Here is an 18,699-nt window from a genome sequence, read left to right on the forward strand (position 1 = left end):
TTGAGGCGACGATAACTCGTTTGCGCGACGCGGGGCAAATCGCTCTTATGGCTGCGGTTTCCTTCGGACCGGCAGGCGGGAGAGATGGCGATGACGGCACTGGGCAGGCGCGACTGGGTTCCCGCGGCAAGCGAGGATTATGTGCTGGAGGTCGCGTCGACCGTCGCCGGCCAGTCGCTCGATGCGGTCGAGGCGCGGATCGCGGCGCTGACAGAGGAGAACCGGATCATTCACGAGCGCGACTGCTTCAACCTCAACCCCGCGACCAATGTGATGAATCCGCGGGCCGAGGCGGCGCTGGCGTCGGGGCTCGGCGCAAGGCCGTCGCTGGGCTATCCCGGCGACAAATACGAGATGGGGCTGGAGGCGATCGAGCAGATCGAGATCATCGCCGCCGAACTCGCGGCGCAGGTGTTCGGCGCTAAATATGCCGAAATCCGCGTGCCCTCGGGCGCCATCGCCAATCTCTACGCCTTCATGGTCGCGGCGAAGCCGGGCGACTGCATCATCGCTCCGCCGCCCTCGATCGGCGGCCATGTCACGCATCATGGCGCGGGCGCAGCCGGGCTCTACGGCATCGTCACCCATCCGGCGCCGGTCGATCCGGTCAACTACACGGTCGATGTCGCCAGGCTGCGCGAGGATGCACTGCGACTGAAGCCCAAGATGATCACCATCGGGGCGAGTCTGAACCTCTTCGCCCATCCGATCCGCGAGATCCGGGCCATCGCCGACGAGATCGGCGCGCTCGTGCTGTTCGACGCCGCCCATATGTCGGGGATGATCGCCGGGCATGGCTGGCAGCAGCCACTCGAGGAAGGCGCCCATCTGATGACGATGAGCACCTATAAAAGCCTAGGCGGGCCGCCCTCCGGGCTGATCGTCACCAACGATGCGCAGATCGCCAGGCGCCTCGACGAGATCGCCTATCCGGGGCTGACGGCGAATTTCGACGCGGCGAAGTCAGCCTCGCTGGCGATCACGCTGCTCGACTGGAAGGAGCATGGCCAAGCCTATGCGCAGATGATGGCGGCGACCGCCAAGGCGCTCGGCGAGGCGCTGGCCGAGCGGCAGGTGCCGGTCTTCGCGCGCGACCGCGGCATCACGACCTCGCATCAGTTCGCGATCGAGGCCAGCGCTTACGGCGGCGGCCAGGCGGCGGCCAAGAAGCTGCGCGCGATCAACATCCTGAGCTGCGGCATCGGCCTGCCGCTGCCGGAGGTGGCGGGCGACATCAACGGGCTGCGGCTTGGAACGCCCGAGATCGTGCGCTTCGGCATGACGCCGGCCGACATGCCGGAACTCGCCGGATACATCGCCGAGGGGCTGAGCGGTTCGCGGCCGGCCGAGGCGATCGCCCGTGACGTCACCGCCTTCCGGCACAAGTTCACGACGCTGCATTTCATGCGCTGACGGGCAGCCGCGCGCCGGAATAGGCCGGTGCGTGCCGGCTGGCGTGGCCTGTCGCTCAGGGCTGGCCAAGCCGCTGGAGGGCCATCCTCAACGGTGCATCCGAGACTTGGATGAATCCGAGATAGGGATGGTCCATGTCGATGATCAAAACGAGCGCTCCCGTGATCGACAGGGCGCAGACGAGGAAGATCATGATGACGGTGCCGTTGCGGGGCGCCAGGATTCCGAAGGAGCCGAAGAGCAGAGACAGCCAGAGGATGAGGAATGCGAGGAACGCGCCGGGAAATCCTCCGGCTTCTGTTTCCGCCCGCAGCCAGCGTGCTTCTGCGATCTGCCCGCTGAGCTGGAGCGCCCGCGACTGAAGCCAGCGCTGGGCGTCGGTTTGCGGCAACAACTTTCTCAGCGTGTCCTGAATCGGTTCGACGTCGAGCCCGTCGTCCATCACGCTTTCGCCAGCGGCGGCGGCCTGGCTCAACCGGGTCTCTATGAGCCGGCGAAGCGTGTCCCGGCTCTCTGCGGCTTCCTGCCCATAATGGGCGAGCACGCGGTCGAGCAGAAGGATGCGCGCGGCCGTGGTCCTGAGTTCGACTCCGGCTTCGTCGAAGGACCGCTTGGCCGAGGCGATCAGCAGGCCGAGGGCCAGCGCCGACAGCGTTCCGATGACGGCCGTGGCGAGCTTGATCGCGTCCCTGGAATCCGGGCTCAGGTGATGGTCCGGCAGGCGCGAGCGCAGCAGCATGCCGATCGAGGCGGCACCAAAGACGCACAGGAATGCGATGCCGCCGATTGCGAAGGGGCTCATGGCCGGCACCTGCTGCTCGATACCCGGCGGGGATGTTTCGCCGGGTTCCGGCAAGAACGATAGCGCAGCAGGCTCGCTCCTGCCGAGCGATATTTCAATGCGGGGAAGGGCCTGCGCCGGGGAAGAGGCTTTTCCCGGGGGCGATTTCCAGGTGGTGCTGCCACCACCGGGGACATGCCCGGGACCGCTTTCGCTTGCCCTCACCGGCGCGTCATGGCATCCGTCCGGCCAATTCGAAAGGACCCGTCCCGTGGACAAGACAGAACTCGCCAAGCTCGAAGGTTATCTGCGACGCACCTTCGCCAACCATTCCATCAGCGTTCGCGCGCGGATGAAGAAGAACGATTCGGCCGAGGTCTATCTGGCCGAGGAGTTCATCGGCATCATCCATGTCGACGACGAGGACGGCGACCGCTCGTTCAATTTCACCATGGCGATCCTCGACGTCGACCTGGAAGACTGAGAGATTTCGCGAGGGCGGCCGTCTGACGCGACCGCCTGCGCCTCCGGTGCTCACGGACATCAGTCCGCTGCGCGCCGGTTCTCGCCGGCCACCCCAGCCGACTCGCCCTGGCGAAATCCCGGCGCGTAACCGTCTCAGCGCATCATGCCGTCGATGGTGTGGCGAACGCCGCCGAGCATCAGCTCCCAATCGGCGATGATGGCGCGCGGGAAGCGGATGTTCACATCCATGCCGCGATGCCGGAACGTGACCCGGCAGGGCTCGTCGAGATCGGGCCTTGCATTGTCGAGAGGGCAGCGTGCGGCAAAGCCGCGCCCGTCCGGCACCGAGACATAAAGCTCGTCGCCTTCATAGGGCGAGCCCTTGCGGAAGCCGCGCACGACGAGCCCACCGGGATTCGACCAGACCGTCGGGGTCAGGAAGCGGGCATAGACGGACAACTGGGTCTGCGGCTCGTTGACCTTGTCCTGCGGGCTCAGCGTGACGAGCAGCCGCTGGCGGTTCTGGGGCTGCGCCGGGCCGAGGCTCGGCCAGTCCAGCCGGAGCCTGACCATGCCGACCAGCCGGCTGGAGTCGTCGGCTTCCGCCCCGGTCAGATTTTGAGGCACCATCAGCGCGATCGTGCCGATCCGGGCCGGCTGGGCGACGGGCTCGTTCTCGTCGTGGCGGGTGGTCAGATAGAGCGCCATGCCCATGGCGAGCGCGCCGGCCAGCATGATCGCACAGGCGGCTTTGAGCAGCGCCGCATCAGCGCGGGGCAGCGGCGGGGGCGGGCGTTTCAGCCGCGAGCGGACCATGCTCGCAAGTCCCGCGGCGTGATGGGCGTGCACCCCCTGATGCGAGGGCAGGCCTTCATCGGCAGCCAAGTCCTGGGGATGGTATGCGGTCACGTCGGCGCCTTCGGTCATGCTCCTGCTGCAATGAACCACCGCAGCGTTAACGGCCCGTAAACCATGCGGGTGCGTGGCGGCCCGGCGACGTTAACCATTGCTTCAGGCTTTCCTTCACACTTCGTAAACCATGCGGCAGGGTCCGGCGGTGTAGCCCCGCTGGAGCCTGACGTCGTTGACAATCGAACCAGCTGCGCTCGAGGCGCTTCAATCGCTGATCATCGGCTTCGCCTTTGCGGGTCTGCTCGCCAGCGCCTTCGAACTGTTCACGACGCAGCGGGCCGATTTCCGGCTGCTTCAGGCGGGTGGGCTGTTTGCGGTGGCGAGTGTTCCGGTCGTGGTCTTCAGCGCGCCCTTCCTGATCGTGCGCAACACGGTGCGGGGCCGCCGGATCGAGGGCCGGCCCTTCATGTTCGTGATGCTGGCCAGCATGATCGCCTCGGTCTGGAGCATCGCCTGCGGCCGGATCGTGCTCGATCTGCTGCACATGCTCGGCTCTTGACGCCGGCTGCGCGAGGCGGTCACTCCTGTCCGGCCCGTGCGCGCGCCCCGGAAGGATGCCGACCATGCCACTCTACTCGCTCGATGGACTGAAGCCCGAGACGCCGCCGGTCGGGCAATGGTGGCTGGCCCCCGATGCCCATCTGATCGGCAAGGTCCGGATCGGCACTGACGTCGGGATCTGGTTCGGCGCGGTGCTGCGCGGCGACAATGAGTGGATCGAGATCCGCGCCGGCAGCAACATCCAGGAAGGCTGCGTGCTGCACACCGACATGGGCTCGCCGCTGGTGGTCGGGGAGGGCTGCACGATCGGCCATCGCGCCATCCTGCATGGCTGCATCATCGGCGAGAACAGCCTGGTCGGCATGGGCGCGACGGTGCTGAACGGTGCGAAGATCGGCCGCAACAGCCTTGTCGGCGCCAATGCGCTGGTGACCGAGGGCAAGGAATTTCCCGACAATTCGCTGATCGTCGGTTCGCCGGCGCGCGCGATCCGCACGCTCGACGAGAAGGCCGCTGCCGGTATCACGGCCTCGGCGCGGGGCTATGCCGCGCGCTGGAAGCAGTTTGCTGCCGGCATGGTCCGTCTCGACTGAAAGGCCACCCTGAAACCAGCGGGCCGGCCCCCCGGGGAGAGGAGCCGGCCCTGTGGCGAAACCCGGCCTGGGGACGGGTGGGTGGGGACGTGACCAAGTCTCGCCGTCCATCCGGAGAGGGCAAGGCCCGCTCCCGATCTCGTTCGGCGGCCGCCTCGACGGGCGACCGCGATGTCGTCCTTCGCTTTAGCGGACCGAGGCGACCGTCGATGTCTGGGCGCCGCCCAGCGAGGTCCAGCCGGTGCGCATCTGCGACTCGCGCTTGACGTAGACGTAACCGGTCTGGTTCCAGGGCAGGACGGCGTTACGCTTGTTGTCGAGGATGAAGTCGCCGCGATCGGTGCGGACCATCAGCACGGCGTGGCCGGCATTCTCCTCGTCGATCACGACCGTCATCAGCATGGCGCGGCGCGACACGCCGGTTTCGGCGAGGCGCTTGCGCTTCAGCAGCGCGAAGTCCTCGCAATCGCCCTTGCCATCCTCCGGCAGATCCCAGCGGTCGACGACACCCCAGTGGTCCTCGTCGGTGACGGCCTCGATTTCGCGGTTGATGCGGGAGTTGAGCGCCACGATGGTCTTCCAGAGCTTCGGCGTCATCTCGACGCGCTCGGGTTCGCCGATATTGACGCGGCATTCGGCCGGGCTGCGCTTGCACAGGTCGGTCCAGGCATAGGGTGCCCGCGCATCGCCCGAGGCATCGGCCGGGGCGCTGGCGACGGGAATGCCGGCGCTGCCCTGCTGCGCCTGGGCGGCGGAGGCACCGCCGGCAGCCAGCAGAATCGCCAGTACCGGGCCCATGAAGCTGCGGTGGTTTGAAAGCATGTCGTCCCCTTTCTGTCCCTGGGGTGGACGATGCCGTCAGCGCATGGATTTGGTTTGAAATGGAAACGAACAATTGTATTGAATTCGCCAGACAATGCCGCGAACAAATCTTAGTATAAACCGCCGGAAAACGCGGTGGTAACAAATGGTAGCGCTGCTTTCAGGTTTCGTTAACTGTGGCTGCGCGGGCGGCCGAGCCGTTTCACTCACGCCTTGCGTGAAAGGTGCGGGCGCCGACAGCCCGGCAGCCGCCGGGCTCGGAGCGGATCGGGCTGTGGAGAGACGATTGGTGGCGGAAGCCCGGCCGGGATCAAGCCTCAGGACGGGCGGCTTGTCGCTGCTGTCGGGGCATGAGCGGGGGCGGGGCTATAGCCCTCGCCGGGTCGGCTCAGAGTTCCAGGTTCTCGTCGAGGAGATCGGCCGAGAGCGGGAAGCGGAACTCGGCCGCATAGCCACCGTCGAAACGGCGCACGATTTTGGCCGGCGTCGAGCCGATGCGCAGCGGCGTGTTCATCGGCAGGTCGAGATCGGTGGTGAAGGCCGTGCCGGACAGCGAAATGTCGACGATGCGCACGACATGCTCTGTTCCGTCGTCCATCGTCACGACCGCGCGCGGATTGCGCGGGACGATCCGCTCGTGGCGACGGTCTTCGGGAAGGCCGAGTTCCTCGCGGTTGGCGAGCCAGGTCAACTGGGCGGTGAATTTCTCGCGCTTGCGGCTGGTCGCGGTGATCGTCATCGCGAAGCCTTCCATCGTCGTGCGCACGCAGGTGCCTTCGATGCGGCCGAGATGTTCGAGATAGACGATGACGCGATCGCCCGGATTGGCGCGGGCCGGCGCGGCGAGATGGAGGCCGCCGGGTGAGATATCGATGGTCTGGCAGGGATATTCCATGCGGTTGGGCAGCATGTAGCGGCCCAACAGGACGACCTTCATACGATGATGACGCCTGCGCTCGACAGGGCGTGTGGCCGTCCGGGGCGGTTGTAGGGCGCTCAACATCGAGGGTCAGCCTGATTTCGGCCGATCCTATAGGCGTGTGGGTTAATGCATGGTTAGTCGCTCAGGCCCGGCCTCCTGGCAGGACCATGAATTTCGGCGGCTGCGAACGCTTCGGGGGCTGGGGTTGCTGGCGCAGGCCGACGCCGGGCCAGAGCATGCGCAGCGAGATCATCCGCATCGAATGCAGCGTGTCGAGGCCGAGCCATTCCGGCGTGGTCGCCGCCGACATGGCTCCGAGCATGCGCGCATGAGTGCGGCCGCGATAGCGCAGCGGCAGCAGAAGCAACTCAAGATAGACCGGTGCGCCGGTGAGCGTCTCGGCGGCCAGACCGGCGACCGCACCTGCGGTCTCGTCCATCACCGTGCGGGTCAGGCGGCGCATCTCCGCCTGCGCTTCGACCTCGGGCCAGAGCGCCGCAAAGGGGCGGCCCCGCAATTCCTGGCCGAACAGCGCGCAAAGCCGCGTTCCCGCAAGCCTGAAGACAGGTCCGACGGGTTCATTCTCCAGCACGAAGGTGTCCGCCAATGCGTGGCGTAGCGCGCCTGGCTCGATCTCGCCGCGCTCGGGGGCTGCCCGCTCGCCGCGCAGAGCGTCCCAGTACTCGAAAACCAGGCGCGTGCTCGTGTTCTTCATTCCGGTACCCAATCTGCCGGCCGCCGCCTTCCGCCGAATCCTGTGTCCCGCGTTGGCGCAGAAACGTCAGGAGGAGAGACGAATCGGTCCTTCTCGGAAGGAAGGACGCAGGCGGCATGCCGTCTTGCCATGCTCACCCCTGCCTGGCCGGGTGAACGGCGCGTTAGGGTTAACGAAGGGTTGAGATTGTGGATAACCGGTTAAAATGCTTATCAAATTGTCTGTGATTTGCGGGTCTCGCGCCCGCATCCGGAGGGGCCGGCGGGGATGTGACCGCGGCGTTCCAGGTTGCGTATCGGAACGCCCGCACAGCCGGGAAGAGGGGGGCGCCACGAGGCCGCCCCCCTTTTTCGCGACTCCCGGCCGTTGCGGTCGCTTGCCACCGGCGCCGGGTTCGGCAAGGGTTGCCGGACATGTCCTATACCCCTCCCGGCCACAGCCCGCCGCCCCGGCGCGAACCCATCCTCAACCTGCCGACCGTGATCGTCTGGCTGACAGTTCTGCTCGGACTGATCCAGGCCGGCCGATCGCTGCTGTCGGCCTATGACGACTATGCCTTGATGGCGTGGCTGGCCTTCGTGCCGGCGCGACTCAGCCTCTGGCTCGCGCCGGACCGCGTCGACGAAATGTTGAACGCCATGGCGACGGCGATCCCGGGCCAGGATCTGGCGGACCGGCTGCAACTCGTCCGGATGCTGCTGGCCGATGGTGGCCCCCGGCTCTGGACGCTGCTGAGCTATGGGCTGCTGCATGGCTCCTGGCTGCATCTGGTCACAAATCTCGTCTGGCTCGCCGCCTTCGGCAGCCCGGTGGCGCGCCGGCTCGGCACCGGGCCGTTCCTCACGCTGATGGGGCTCTCAACCATCGGCGGGGCGCTGCTGCACTGGTTCTCGCGGGAACTCGACGTGCTGCCGCTGGTCGGGGCGTCGGCCGCGGTCTCGGGCGCGACCGCGGCTGCGATCCGATTCGTCTTCGCGCCGGGGCTGCGGTTCGGCTCGCTGGCCGACGACGCCGTCGTGCGGGCGATTCCGGCGGAGCCGATGGGCCAGCTCTGGCGCAATTCGCGCGCGCTGCTGTTCATCGGGATCTGGTTCGTGACGAACATCCTGTTCGGGGCTGGGCTGGTGCCGATTCTCGGCGAGGAGACCAGCATCGCCTGGGAGGCGCATATCGGCGGGTTCCTCGTCGGGCTGATGCTGTTCCCGCTGCTCGACAAGGGCGCGCTGCGCCGCTGAAGACAAGCCGCGACGGGCGCAAGCCTTGTCTTGCCTGCGCCATGCTCTTCGCTCACACTCGCAACATTCGCAGCGTTCCCGAGGCCTTCCCGGCAGGTGATCATCGTCGGCGGCAGCAGGGACCGGACCGATCCCGCGCGTCGGACAACGGCGCCACCGCAAGGAGGACGATGCCATGAATGTCGAGCAGCTACTGGGCGGCAAGGGCCATGAGGTGATCTCGGTGCAGCCGCATCGCACCCTCGGCGAGGCGGTGCGCACGCTCAGCGAACGGCGCATCGGTGCCGTGGTCGTGATGGGGGCGGATGGCGCGCTGGTCGGGATCCTGTCCGAGCGCGATATCATCCGGGCTCTGGGCGAGAGCGGCGCTGCTGCCCTCGAGAGCCCGGTTTCGCGGGCGATGACGGCGAAGGTCGTGACCTGCCGCTCTCAGACCAGCGTCGACGAGTTGATGGAGATCATGACCTCCGGGCGTTTCCGCCATGTGCCGGTGCTCGAGAACGGCCGGGTCACCGGCATCGTTTCGATCGGCGATGTGGTGAAGTACCGCGTCGCTGCTATCGAGGCCGAGAGCCGGGCGATGCGCGACTATATCGCGATGGCCTGAGCGGCGCCGGCGCGTCAGACGGAGAGGCGGCTGCCGGCGATGGCGGCGTCGATGTCGTCGAGCATCCGGCGTGTCGCCTGGCGGCCGAATTCGATCGTCTCCTCGGCGCGGTGGAAGTCGAACAGCCCCATGCGGCCGAGCTTCGGGCCGATCATGACGTCCGGCGGATCGCCGGCGAGGCGCGAGCGTGAAATCCGGTCCTGGGTGATGTTGAAGGCGTCGATCATCACGCCGGCCAGGCCCGGCCGGTCCTCGCTCGGCCGGCCGACAAGGCCGCGAACGCGCCGCGCCGCGCCGGTGATGCCGCCGAGCCAGCGCGAGGTCGGGCGCAGGTCGAGCTCGGGCACAATTTCGGGGTCGGGCTCGGCGTTGTGGTTCTGGATCGTGGTGCCGCGTCCGGTCAGGTCGCTGTTCAGGTTGACGCAGATCACGACGTCGGCGCCGAGCGCCCGCGCCGCCGTGACGGGAACCGGATTGACCAGAGCACCGTCCATCAGCCAGCGCCCGCCGAGCTTGACGGGGTCGAACACGCCCGGCAGCGCATAGGACGCGCCCAGCGCCTCGACCAGCGGGCCCTGGGTCAGCCAGATTTCGTGGCCCGTGCCAAGTTCGGTCGCGATCGCGACGAAGCGTATCGGCAGCGTCTCGATGCGCTCGCCGGTAAGGTCGCGCTCCAGCAGGCGCTTGAGCCGGCCGCCGCCGATCAGGCCGGCGCCGCCGATATGGAAATCCATCAGGCCGACGACACGGCGCTTGGTCAGACTCATGGCGAATTCGGTGAGTTCGCCGAGCTTGCCGGCAGCAAAGCAGCCGCCGACCACGGCGCCGATCGAGGTTCCGGCGATGACGTCCGGCTTGAAGCCGGCCTCGTGCAGGACCTCCAGCACGCCGATATGGGCCCAGCCGCGGGCCGCGCCGCCGCCCAGGGCAAGCCCGATCTTCGGCCGGCCGTTCGGGGCGTCCGCGTCGACGCTCAGCTCGTTCATCGGCGTTCCGCCTCCGCCCAATCCGCCTCGGCCAAGTCCGTCTCCGCCAAGTTCACCTCCGCCAAGTCCACCTCCGCCAAGTCCAAAGGCTCGCCGCGCGACATCATCCCAGAACATGGATCTGTCCCTCCGGGGGAGGTCGAAGCATCGCAGGCATCGATGAGCAAATCGTCACCACGTGCCCAGGCCTGCGGATATCCGCAGCTTCCGACGGGACCATGAAAGCTGGGTGACATCGATCGCCAGGAGCGGCGGCTTCGCTCAGGCGAAGGCGAGGGGCCCGGCGGCATCCCCGCGCAGCGGCTTGAGCCGGTAGAAGCAGGAGCGGCGGCCGGTGTGGCAGCAGCCGCCATCGCCCGCGACATTCACCTTCAGCCAGAGCGCGTCCTGATCGCAATCGACGCGCATCTCGACGATGGTCTGGACCTGCCCCGAGGTCGCGCCCTTGTGCCAGAGTTCGGCCCGCGAGCGCGACCAGTACCAGGCCTCGCCGGTCTCGATCGAGCGCGCGAGCGCCTCGGCGTTCATATGCGCCACCATCAGCAATTCGCCGGTTGCGGCATCGGTCGTGACGCAGGTGACGAGGCCGTTGGCATCGAAGCGCGGGCTGAGGACGCTGCCCTCCTCGAGGGCCTGTTTGTCCGGCGCGGTGGGGAAGGACGACATGAAAGGCTCCGGAACGATCAAGGCAATACGGGATGGCTTTCGCGCCGGGCAGCTCAGGTCATCCACAGACCCGCTCAACGCCGCCGGCCTGCTCAAAGCCCGGGGGATTTCACCATGGTGAAGAAGCGGACCTGCTCGGCAGGGTCGCTGAACAGGCCGGTGTACTGCGTGGTCATGGTCGAGGAGCCCTGCTTCTGCACGCCGCGCATCGACATGCACATATGCTCGGCCTCGATCAGCACCGCGACGCCGCGCGGCTTCAGCGCCCGCTCGATGACCTTGGCGATCTGCGCGGTCATCGTCTCCTGCGTCTGCAGGCGGCGGGCGTAGACATCGACGATGCGGGCGAGTTTGGAGAGCCCGACGACGCCCTTCGACGGGTAATAGCCGATATGGGCCTTGCCGACGAAGGGCACCATGTGGTGCTCGCAATGCGAATAGAACGGGATGTCGCGGACCAGGACCATGTCGCGATAGTCCTCGACCTCCTCGAAGACGCGGTCGAGGATGTCGTCCGGGTCCTCGCCATAGCCTCTGTAGAATTCCTTGTAGGCCTTGGCGACGCGGCGCGGCGTTTCCAGCAGGCCCTCGCGCGACGGGTCGTCGCCGGCCCAGAGGATCAGCGTGCGGATGGCCTCCTCGGCCTGCTCCTGCGTCGGCTGCTTGATCAGAAACTTGTCTGCGGAGGGGCTGAGCGCCCGCTCGACGGACAAGGACTTAACCACAGGGTTCATGTGGTGCCTCCCGTTATGGTGATGCGTCATACGCTGCCCTGGCGGACCTGGATCAGGCGGCACGGACGCTGCGACAAGTTTCCCTTCCGAGAGCCAGCGATGGCGAATGCCCTCCCGCCGGCCCGCCTTCCATCCTATATTGCCTTGCACCCTATATTGGTGACGAGCGCCGGTCACTCCAAGGCCGGTGGAGAGCACGACATGCTGAGCGACGTTTACAACAAGCGCATCCTCGAACTCGCGGCCAACATACCGCTGCTGGAACGGCTGCCCGCTCCCGATGCGACCGCCAAGGCCCATTCGCGACTATGCGGCTCGACCGTGACAGTCGATGTCACCATGGATGGCGATGTCGTCACCGGCTTCGGACATGATGTGAAGGCCTGCGCCCTCGGTCAGGCCTCGTCCTCGATCATGGCGCGCCATGTCGTGGGCTCGACCGCGGAGGAGTTGCGCCGCGTCCGCGACCAGGCGCGTGCCATCCTGAAGGAGAACGCCGAGCCACCGCAGGGCAAATGGGCCGATCTCTCCGTGCTGGTGCCGGTGCGCGACTACAAGGCGCGCCATGCCTCGACGATGCTGACCTTCGATGCCGTGGTCGATGCGATCGGGCAGATCGAGCAGAAGCGCGGCGGGCAAGCCGTCGCGTGAAGCTCGTCGGCGGGGTTTATTTGAGGCCGAGGGCCAGCCTGATCTCGGCCTTCGTCTCGTCGAAGCGGGAGCGGAAGGCACGTTCGGCGAGGAGCGCCTTGGCGACGGCCCGGCCGGCCTTGTCACCGGCCGCGAGATCGCTGCGGTAATGGAAGCCGCAGACGAGGCGGCTCTCATTGTAGTCGGTCACCCGCTCCTCGAATTTCGCGGCGAGTTCCGGCGCGGCCACCGTCAGGAGTTCGGCATAGAGGGCAGCCGTCGCCGCATGGCCGGCCGGGAAGGAGGTGCCGTCCGGGCGCCCGCCCGGGCAGGGCTTGACCCGGACCCTGTTCCAGACAGTGAAGGGCCGCTGCCGGCTGGTCAGGCGGCGCACGCCGAGGAGCACGATCCCAAGCTCGACCTGGGCCTCGCGGAACAGCAGGCGGACCTCGCGATGCTCGTTGCCGGCGAAGGGAATGTTGGCGCCTTCGAGGAAACGGGCGAGCGTCTGATACTGATCCGCGATCGCGGCCTTCTCGCGCTCGGGCGTCCGGCTCAGGGTAATCTGGAGAACCTCGTCGAATTCGCGCTTCTGCTCGGGCGAGTTCATCGCCGGCGGCAGGCCGATTATCCGCGCGATGTCGACCTTGCCCGGCTCGAGCCAAAGCAGATTGGCGCGCTGCTGGGCGCTCGCGGGAACGGGCGACCACAGAACGGCCGCCGCGAGGCACAGCGCGGCGGCCGTGCGATGGCGGAACGGGATCGGTCGCGAAACGGGGCGATGCATGGCGAATCTCGGCTCTGGTGACGAGCGCGATGAAATGGCATCGCAGCGCAGCTTGTCACGTCTTTTTGCGCAGGCGGCGCGTTTAAAGCGGGCGCCGCGGCGCGGCGCCCATTGGGCGATCCGCGGTTATCAGCTCAGCCTGTCGATGCTTGTCGGGCGGCATTGCCGGCATTGGCCGAGCTGTTCGTCCTATACCGACGAGGCGATCCAGCGCTTCGGCCTGTGGCGCGGCGGCTGGGTCGGCGTCGCCCGGATCTGCCGCTGCACGCCCCTGGGCACGAGCGGCATCGACCTCGTCTGCGAGGAACTGCCGCCCGGAGCGAACTGGTACAGGCCCTGGTCCTATGGTCGCTGGCGTGGGGTGAACGCGCCGGAGGAGACGGGCCCGTGTGGACCAAGCTGATCCAGATGCCGGTCGTTGCGAGTGGCACGACGTCGAGGACGCTGGAGGCGAGCTTGTCGTGTCACCGCACCACAAAGGATGGCGTGACTTCGGCACTGTCAGCGCACGTCAAAACGCTCAGCATACGTTGATAACGTCTCGATTTCATGTTGTTTTCCATGCTACCGCTGCGGACGGGGGAACGCATGGTCAACGTCGTCATGATGCTTTTGGGCGTGCTGCTGCCATTGCTGCATCTGGCCTTCACCAAAGGGCCCTGGACCAAACGCAATGTCCTGCGCCTGCTCCTCGTCTACGCATTCGTTTTCGACGTCGGTGCCGTCGGCTTCGTCTTCGGATTCATCCCGCACGTCTTCTTCGCCGACGCGGCAGCAAAGCTGATTGGCTGGCCACCGGGCAATCCTTTTCAATTCGAGGTCGGGCTGCACGACGGCGCCTGGGGCATCCTCGGCTTTCTATGCGTCTTCATCGGCGGCGGCTTCTGGCTGGCGACCGCGCTCGGCTGGTCGTTCTTCTTGCTTGGCGCAGCCTACGGGCATGTGCGCCAGTTGATCGTCGCGGGTGATTTCGCTCCATACAACCTCATGCCGGCATTTACCGACACGTTGATCCCATTGTGGCTGCTCGGATTGCTCTACGCGTATTACCGCAGTGGCGGCCTCGAGGGCCTGTTGCGCCGAGAGCGTTGAGATGCGGCGGCGCCGTGCGGTTGGTGGCTGTCGTCACCACCGCCACAGCTTGATGCGGTTGCGATCCGGATGCCGGTATTGAACACCTAATCCGCGGCGCTCGCGTTGGCCTTCAACACCATGCGGCAGCCTTCGGAGAGCTTCGAAGCGTTTTCCTTGAAACAGGCTGCGATCCGGCCGCCGCCGGGCTGTACGCCGGGGCAGAGGGTGGCGATGTCCTTGGCGCAGGCGTCGCGCAGCGTGGCGCGATCCTGTGCCAGGAGCGGCTGCGCAGCGAAGGCGAGGGCGAATGACAGGGCGAGGGACTTGGCGAGAGGCTTGGTGAAGGCTCCGATCACGGCGTGGTTCTCCTGAGGCTGCAGCGTGGCGGCAACCTGCATCAATGCCAGCGATAGCTTGCGGGGCGGTGAGGAAAACATGACGAAACCGACAGGTTCTGTTGTGACTTGTCGTGAGGCGATTGCCTGCGGACGCCGCCTCGTATAGGCGGGGCGTCTCGGCGGTGTCCTCACCCGGATACGGACATCCCCGCGCAAGCTCAGCCGAGTATTTGCCCAATCCTGTATCCGGCCTTGACTTACGGGGTTCGTATCCCCGAGTGAGCAGGAGTGCGATCGATGACGATCTCCCTGACATTTCCCGACGGCGCCAAGCGCGAATTCCCCTCCGGCATCACCGGCAAGGAGATCGCTGGCGGCATCTCGCCCTCCCTCCTGAAGCGCACCGTCGCGATGGCGCTCGACGGTGTCGTCGTCGATCTCGGCGACCCGATCGGCAAGGACTCCAGGATCGAGTTCCTGACGCGCGACGACGCGCGCGCGCTCGAACTTATCCGGCACGACTGTGCCCACGTCCTCGCCGAGGCCGTGCAGGCGCTCTATCCGGGCACGCAGGTGACCATCGGTCCCGTGATCGAGGGCGGCTTCTTCTATGATTTCGCGCGCAACGAGCCCTTCACTCCGGAGGATTTTGCGCCGATCGAGAAGAAGATGCGTGAGATCATCGGCAGGGACGCGCCCTTCACCAAGGAAGAGTGGAGCCGCGACAAGGCCAAGGATTTCTTCGCCAGCAAGGGCGAGGCCTACAAGGTCGAGCTGGTCGATGCGATCCCCGCCGACCAGACGCTGAAGATGTATGCGCAGGGCGATTGGATCGATCTCTGCCGCGGCCCGCACATGACTTCGGTCGGCAAGGTTGGGAACGCCTTCAAACTGATGAAGGTGGCCGGTGCCTATTGGCGCGGCGACAGCAAGAACGCCATGCTGACGCGCATCTACGGCACCGCCTTCGCCAAGCATGAGGAACTCGACGCCCATCTCAAGCAGATCGAGGAGGCGGAGAAGCGCGACCACCGCAAGCTCGGCCGCGAGATGAACCTGTTCCACTTCCAGGAGGAGGGGCCGGGCGTGGTGTTTTGGCACTCCAAGGGCTGGCGCCTGTTCCAGGAAATTTTGACCTATATGCGCCGGCGCCTTGCCGCAGATTACGAGGAAGTCAATGCGCCGCAGATCCTGGACAAGTCGCTCTGGGAAACCTCGGGCCACTGGGGCTGGTACCAGGACAACATGTTCGCGGTGAAGTCGGCCTCGGCCTTCGAGAACCCCAACGATCCCAACCGGGACCAGAAGGTCTTCGCGCTGAAACCGATGAACTGCCCGGGCCATGTCCAGATCTTCAAGCATGGCCTGAAGAGCTATCGCGACCTGCCGATCCGGCTGGCCGAGTTTGGCAACGTGCATCGCTACGAGCCCTCGGGCGCGCTGCACGGGCTGATGCGCGTGCGCGGCTTCACCCAGGACGACGCGCACATCTTCTGCACCGAGGAACAGCTCGCTGCCGAGTGCCTGATGATCAACGAGCTGATCCTGTCGGTCTACGAGGATTTCGGCTTCACCGAGGAGCTGGTCATCAAGCTCTCGACCCGGCCCGAGAAGCGCGTCGGTTCCGACGCGGTCTGGGACCACGCCGAGGAGGTGATGACCAAGGTACTCGAGACGATCGCGGTGCAGTCTGGCAACCGGATCAAGACCGAGATCAATCCGGGCGAGGGCGCCTTCTACGGGCCGAAGTTCGAATATGTCCTGCGCGACGCCATCGGCCGCGACTGGCAATGCGGCACGACGCAGGTCGATTTCAACCTGCCGGAGCGGTTCGGGGCCTTCTATATCGGCTCGGATGGCGAGAAGAAGCAGCCGGTGATGGTGCACCGCGCGATCTGCGGCTCGCTGGAGCGCTTCACCGGCATCCTGATCGAGAACTTCGCCGGGCATTTTCCACTCTGGCTCGCGCCGGAGCAGATCCTGGTCTGCCCGATCACGTCGGAGGCCGATGCCTATGCCGAGGACGTCACCATGGCCTGCCTTTCGGCGGGACTTCGGGCGCGCGCCGATCTTCGCAACGAGAAGATCAGCTACAAGGTGCGCGAGCATTCGCGGGCCAAGGTCCCGGTGATCCTGGCGGTCGGCAAGCGCGAGGCGGAGGAGCGGACCGTGACGATCCGCCGGCTCGGCAGCCAGGCACAGACGGTGATGTCGCTCGACGCGATGCTGGACGCCATGCTGGACGAGGCGATGCCGCCGGATTTGAAGCGGGTGAAGGCCGTGCGGGCCGCGCGTTGAAGGCAAAATGACGTCATGCGCGGGTTTGACCCGAGCATCTCCGGCAGGAGATTCCCGGGTCTGCGCTTCGCTCCGCCCGAGAATGACGCGCGCTTGCTGACGCTCGCCAAAGGCCCCGTCCTCATGCCAGATTGCCGCCCATGCTGACGGGGTCCTATCGCAAGCGGCTCGATGCCGATCTGACGCGCTGGGTCGGGGAGGGCTTGCTCAACGCCGACTCCGCCAGTGCCATCCGCCGTTCGGTCGCCAGTGAGGGCGGTTTCCGGCTGCCGGCGCTGCTTGGACTGTTCGGAGGACTCCTGATCGCCTCCAGCGTCGCCGCCTTCGTCGCGGCGAACTGGGAGGCGATCCCGCGCCTCGTCAAACTGGCCCTGATCCTGCTCAGCGTCGTCACGGCGCTGGGCGTCGCCGGGCGGCTGGAGAGCAAGGGCTCGCCCTCCGGTGCCGATGCGGCGGCGACCTGCGGCGTCCTGATCGTCGCGGCCGGCATCGCGCTGATCGGCCAGATGTATCATCTGCCGGCGGATTGGCCGGCCGGCGCGCTTCTGGTCGCGCTCGGCGCGCTCAGCGTCGCCTTGCTGCTGCGCTCGAACGGGGCTCTCGTCGTCACCTTCGTGGCACTCTGCGCCTGGAGTGGCGGGCGCTGGCAGGAAAGCCAGGGCGCACTGCATGTCGCATTCTTCCTTCTCTATCTGCCGGCGCTGTGGCTCGCTTTATCGCGCAGCAACCGGCTGGTTCATCATCTGGCCGTGCTGGCGCTGGGGCTCTGGCTCGCTCTGGTGCCCGGCGACTGGATCAGCGGGCGCTTCGATTACGGGTTGCTTGCCTACGCGCTGGCCGTTTCCGCGACCTATGTCGCGCTCGGTGGCTGGGCGCTCGACCGCGGCGGGCCGGCCCTGCTGACCTGCTGCCTGCCCTGGGGGCTGGTCGGCCTCCTCCTCGTCCTCGACGTCGAGCTGATCCGCATTCTCGACGCGCGCGAGTCACGGGCGGGCACGGCGATCTGGCTGAACTATGCCGCCTATACCATTGCCCTGCTGGTGATCGCGGGCTTTGCTGCGCTGTCGCGCGAGAAGCGCTTCGCCTGGCCGCTGGCCGTGGCCCTGATCTTCGGGCTGCTGGTGCCGCCGGTCTTCTGGAGCGGTGCCGTCGTTGGTCTGTCCGGCAAGGTCATCGTCGCCAGTCTTGTCCTGTCGGCTGCGATCGCGCTGGTCGTCGCGGGCGTCACCGGCGGGGTCCGGCGTCTGACGCTGGCGGGCTCCGGGATGTTCGGCCTCGCGATCCTGATCCTGCTCTGGCAGACGATCGGCACGCTGCTCGACCAGTCGCTGTTCTTCCTGGTGGCAGGCGTCGTCCTGCTCGGGCTCGCGGGCGGGGCGCGGCGGCTGTTCGCGCGGCTCTCGCGGCCGGCGGCGGAGGTGGCGTGATGCGCGTTCCGTCTGCCGACGCATTCATGACGCGCGTGCCGCTGCTCTGGCGCGTGCTCGCGGCGATGCTGCTTCTGACGGGCGGCCTCCTCGCTATGGTCGAAAGCCGGGCCGGCATCCTGCGCAGCGGCGCCGAGGTGCGGCTCAAGACGGTTCCGGTCGATCCACGCGATCTGTTTCGCGGCGACTATGTCGTGCTGGCGTATCCGATCAGCACGGTGGAGGGGCCTGCGGGCGGAGACGGCGGCTTGCGGCGCGGTGACGCCGTTTTCGTCACCCTGACGCCTGACTCCGAGGGTTTCGCGCGTGCAAGTGCCGTGGCGCGGACGCGCCCGGCCGTCACGGGCAGCGATGTGGTGATCGCCGGACGCGTCCAGTCGACCGGAGCCTGCGCGCTGAACGAAACGGGGGAGGCCGATTGCGGCTCTGGCCGTCGACGCCTGCGGATCGCCTACGGGCTGGAGAGTTATTTCGTGCCGCAAGGCGAGGGCCGTGCGATCGAGACCACGCAGCGTTCGCGGATCGAGGTCGTGGCCGCCGTCTCAGCCGGAGGCGAGGCTGCGATCAAGCGATTGCTGATCGACGGCAAGCTTGTCTATGCCGAGCCGCCCTACTAGGGCAGGCCGCTTATCTCCTGAAGCCTCGTCATCGCACGGCTTGTCCGGGATGCCCCCTGTGGTTCCGAGGCGGGTCGGCCTGCGCCGGCGACAGCGCTACACAGGCTTGTGAAGCGAAGTTTGATGACGGCGGGCGGTCTTCGTTTTATGAACGGCAGATGAACGAATGCGTTGGC

At 66.7% G+C, this 18,699-nt stretch carries 22 protein-coding genes; 12 read left to right on the forward strand and 10 right to left on the reverse strand.

The genetic code is table 11. The features are described 5' to 3' along the window. The first annotated feature begins 90 nt into the window (after nt 1-90). A complete protein-coding gene (locus tag C8D03_RS19975) occupies nt 91-1,413 on the forward strand; it encodes a serine hydroxymethyltransferase (protein WP_108051843.1) in 1,323 nt (440 codons plus the stop codon). A 55-nt stretch (nt 1,414-1,468) separates the two neighbouring features. Here C8D03_RS19975 and C8D03_RS19980 read toward each other — a convergent pair whose 3' ends face one another. Next, complete coding sequence (locus C8D03_RS19980) at nt 1,469-2,215, reverse strand: bestrophin-like domain (RefSeq protein WP_108049034.1); 747 nt, start codon at nt 2,213-2,215, stop codon at nt 1,469-1,471. A gap of 250 nt (nt 2,216-2,465) precedes the next feature. On the opposite strand from C8D03_RS19980, the gene C8D03_RS19985 reads away from it, so the two are divergent. After that, complete coding sequence (locus tag C8D03_RS19985; RefSeq protein WP_108049036.1) at nt 2,466-2,678, forward strand: DUF3126 family protein; 213 nt, start codon at nt 2,466-2,468, stop codon at nt 2,676-2,678. A 134-nt stretch (nt 2,679-2,812) separates the two neighbouring features. Here C8D03_RS19985 and C8D03_RS19990 read toward each other — a convergent pair whose 3' ends face one another. Beyond that, nucleotides 2,813-3,586: a hypothetical protein gene (locus C8D03_RS19990; RefSeq protein ID WP_108049038.1), complete on the reverse strand. Its 774-nt coding sequence runs from the start codon at nt 3,584-3,586 to the stop codon at nt 2,813-2,815. Nucleotides 3,587-3,743: 157 nt separating this feature from the next. Between C8D03_RS19990 and C8D03_RS19995 the strand changes: the two genes are divergently transcribed. Together C8D03_RS19995 and C8D03_RS20000 are read left to right on the forward strand one after the other, a co-directional pair. Beyond that, nucleotides 3,744-4,070 (forward strand): DUF6949 family protein, encoded by a 327-nt coding sequence (locus tag C8D03_RS19995; protein ID WP_108049040.1) that lies wholly within the window; start codon nt 3,744-3,746, stop codon nt 4,068-4,070. Nucleotides 4,071-4,134: 64 nt separating this feature from the next. Continuing rightward, the gene (locus C8D03_RS20000; protein WP_108049042.1) at nt 4,135-4,665 is read left to right on the forward strand and encodes a gamma carbonic anhydrase family protein; all 531 of its coding nucleotides are present in this window, start codon (nt 4,135-4,137) and stop codon (nt 4,663-4,665) included. 186 nt (nt 4,666-4,851) lie between these two features. Here the strand turns inward: C8D03_RS20000 and C8D03_RS20005 are convergent, their stop codons facing one another. The 3 genes from C8D03_RS20005 to C8D03_RS20015 form a co-directional block, all read right to left on the reverse strand. Then, on the reverse strand, nt 4,852-5,487 hold the full coding sequence (locus C8D03_RS20005; RefSeq protein WP_108049044.1) for a transglutaminase-like cysteine peptidase: 636 nt from the start codon (nt 5,485-5,487) through the stop codon (nt 4,852-4,854). 388 nt (nt 5,488-5,875) lie between these two features. Continuing rightward, nucleotides 5,876-6,490, reverse strand: a complete 615-nt coding sequence (locus C8D03_RS20010) for a PilZ domain-containing protein (protein ID WP_108049046.1) — start codon at nt 6,488-6,490, stop codon at nt 5,876-5,878. A 61-nt stretch (nt 6,491-6,551) separates the two neighbouring features. Beyond that, nucleotides 6,552-7,124, reverse strand: coding sequence for a PAS domain-containing protein (locus C8D03_RS20015; RefSeq protein ID WP_108049048.1), 573 nt, complete (start codon nt 7,122-7,124; stop codon nt 6,552-6,554). Between the two features lie 413 nt (nt 7,125-7,537). On the opposite strand from C8D03_RS20015, the gene C8D03_RS20020 reads away from it, so the two are divergent. Then, nucleotides 7,538-8,359 (forward strand): rhomboid family intramembrane serine protease, encoded by an 822-nt coding sequence (locus C8D03_RS20020; RefSeq protein ID WP_108049050.1) that lies wholly within the window; start codon nt 7,538-7,540, stop codon nt 8,357-8,359. A 175-nt stretch (nt 8,360-8,534) separates the two neighbouring features. After that, nucleotides 8,535-8,966, forward strand: coding sequence for a CBS domain-containing protein (locus C8D03_RS20025; protein WP_108049052.1), 432 nt, complete (start codon nt 8,535-8,537; stop codon nt 8,964-8,966). A 14-nt stretch (nt 8,967-8,980) separates the two neighbouring features. Here the strand turns inward: C8D03_RS20025 and C8D03_RS20030 are convergent, their stop codons facing one another. The 3 genes from C8D03_RS20030 to folE form a co-directional block, all read right to left on the reverse strand. Further along, nucleotides 8,981-9,952: a patatin-like phospholipase family protein gene (locus C8D03_RS20030; protein WP_248308544.1), complete on the reverse strand. Its 972-nt coding sequence runs from the start codon at nt 9,950-9,952 to the stop codon at nt 8,981-8,983. A gap of 261 nt (nt 9,953-10,213) precedes the next feature. Then, nucleotides 10,214-10,618 (reverse strand): phosphoribosyl-AMP cyclohydrolase, encoded by a 405-nt coding sequence (gene hisI / locus C8D03_RS20035; RefSeq protein WP_108051844.1) that lies wholly within the window; start codon nt 10,616-10,618, stop codon nt 10,214-10,216. Nucleotides 10,619-10,710: 92 nt separating this feature from the next. Continuing rightward, the gene (gene folE / locus C8D03_RS20040; RefSeq protein ID WP_108049056.1) at nt 10,711-11,352 is read right to left on the reverse strand and encodes a GTP cyclohydrolase I FolE; all 642 of its coding nucleotides are present in this window, start codon (nt 11,350-11,352) and stop codon (nt 10,711-10,713) included. Between the two features lie 201 nt (nt 11,353-11,553). Here folE and C8D03_RS20045 point away from each other — a divergent pair, with 201 nt between their 5' ends. Further along, nucleotides 11,554-12,003: an iron-sulfur cluster assembly scaffold protein gene (locus C8D03_RS20045; protein WP_108049058.1), complete on the forward strand. Its 450-nt coding sequence runs from the start codon at nt 11,554-11,556 to the stop codon at nt 12,001-12,003. A 16-nt stretch (nt 12,004-12,019) separates the two neighbouring features. Here the strand turns inward: C8D03_RS20045 and C8D03_RS20050 are convergent, their stop codons facing one another. Beyond that, nucleotides 12,020-12,769 (reverse strand): phosphatase PAP2 family protein, encoded by a 750-nt coding sequence (locus C8D03_RS20050; RefSeq protein ID WP_108049061.1) that lies wholly within the window; start codon nt 12,767-12,769, stop codon nt 12,020-12,022. A gap of 34 nt (nt 12,770-12,803) precedes the next feature. Between C8D03_RS20050 and yidD the strand changes: the two genes are divergently transcribed. After that, nucleotides 12,804-13,172 carry a membrane protein insertion efficiency factor YidD gene (gene yidD, locus C8D03_RS20055; protein ID WP_108051845.1) on the forward strand — a complete coding sequence of 123 codons (369 nt, stop codon included), beginning with the start codon at nt 12,804-12,806 and terminating at the stop codon, nt 13,170-13,172. A 185-nt stretch (nt 13,173-13,357) separates the two neighbouring features. Beyond that, nucleotides 13,358-13,861: a DUF6790 family protein gene (locus C8D03_RS20060; RefSeq protein ID WP_108049064.1), complete on the forward strand. Its 504-nt coding sequence runs from the start codon at nt 13,358-13,360 to the stop codon at nt 13,859-13,861. A gap of 86 nt (nt 13,862-13,947) precedes the next feature. Here C8D03_RS20060 and C8D03_RS26890 read toward each other — a convergent pair whose 3' ends face one another. Then, nucleotides 13,948-14,280 carry a cysteine rich repeat-containing protein gene (locus C8D03_RS26890; protein ID WP_248308545.1) on the reverse strand — a complete coding sequence of 111 codons (333 nt, stop codon included), beginning with the start codon at nt 14,278-14,280 and terminating at the stop codon, nt 13,948-13,950. A gap of 198 nt (nt 14,281-14,478) precedes the next feature. On the opposite strand from C8D03_RS26890, the gene thrS reads away from it, so the two are divergent. From thrS to C8D03_RS20080, 3 genes are all read left to right on the forward strand, one after another. Next, nucleotides 14,479-16,479, forward strand: a complete 2,001-nt coding sequence (gene thrS, locus C8D03_RS20070) for a threonine--tRNA ligase (protein WP_108049066.1) — start codon at nt 14,479-14,481, stop codon at nt 16,477-16,479. A gap of 140 nt (nt 16,480-16,619) precedes the next feature. Next, entirely contained in the window at nt 16,620-17,906 is a 1,287-nt protein-coding gene (locus tag C8D03_RS20075) for a DUF2157 domain-containing protein (protein ID WP_108049068.1), read from the forward strand. Continuing rightward, nucleotides 17,906-18,523, forward strand: coding sequence for a GDYXXLXY domain-containing protein (locus tag C8D03_RS20080; RefSeq protein WP_248308546.1), 618 nt, complete (start codon nt 17,906-17,908; stop codon nt 18,521-18,523). The genes C8D03_RS20075 and C8D03_RS20080 overlap by 1 nt, the downstream gene beginning before the upstream one ends. Nucleotides 18,524-18,699 lie beyond the last annotated feature (176 nt).

This window comes from Bosea sp. 124 (genome assembly GCF_003046175.1).
Classification (GTDB): domain Bacteria; phylum Pseudomonadota; class Alphaproteobacteria; order Rhizobiales; family Beijerinckiaceae; genus Allobosea.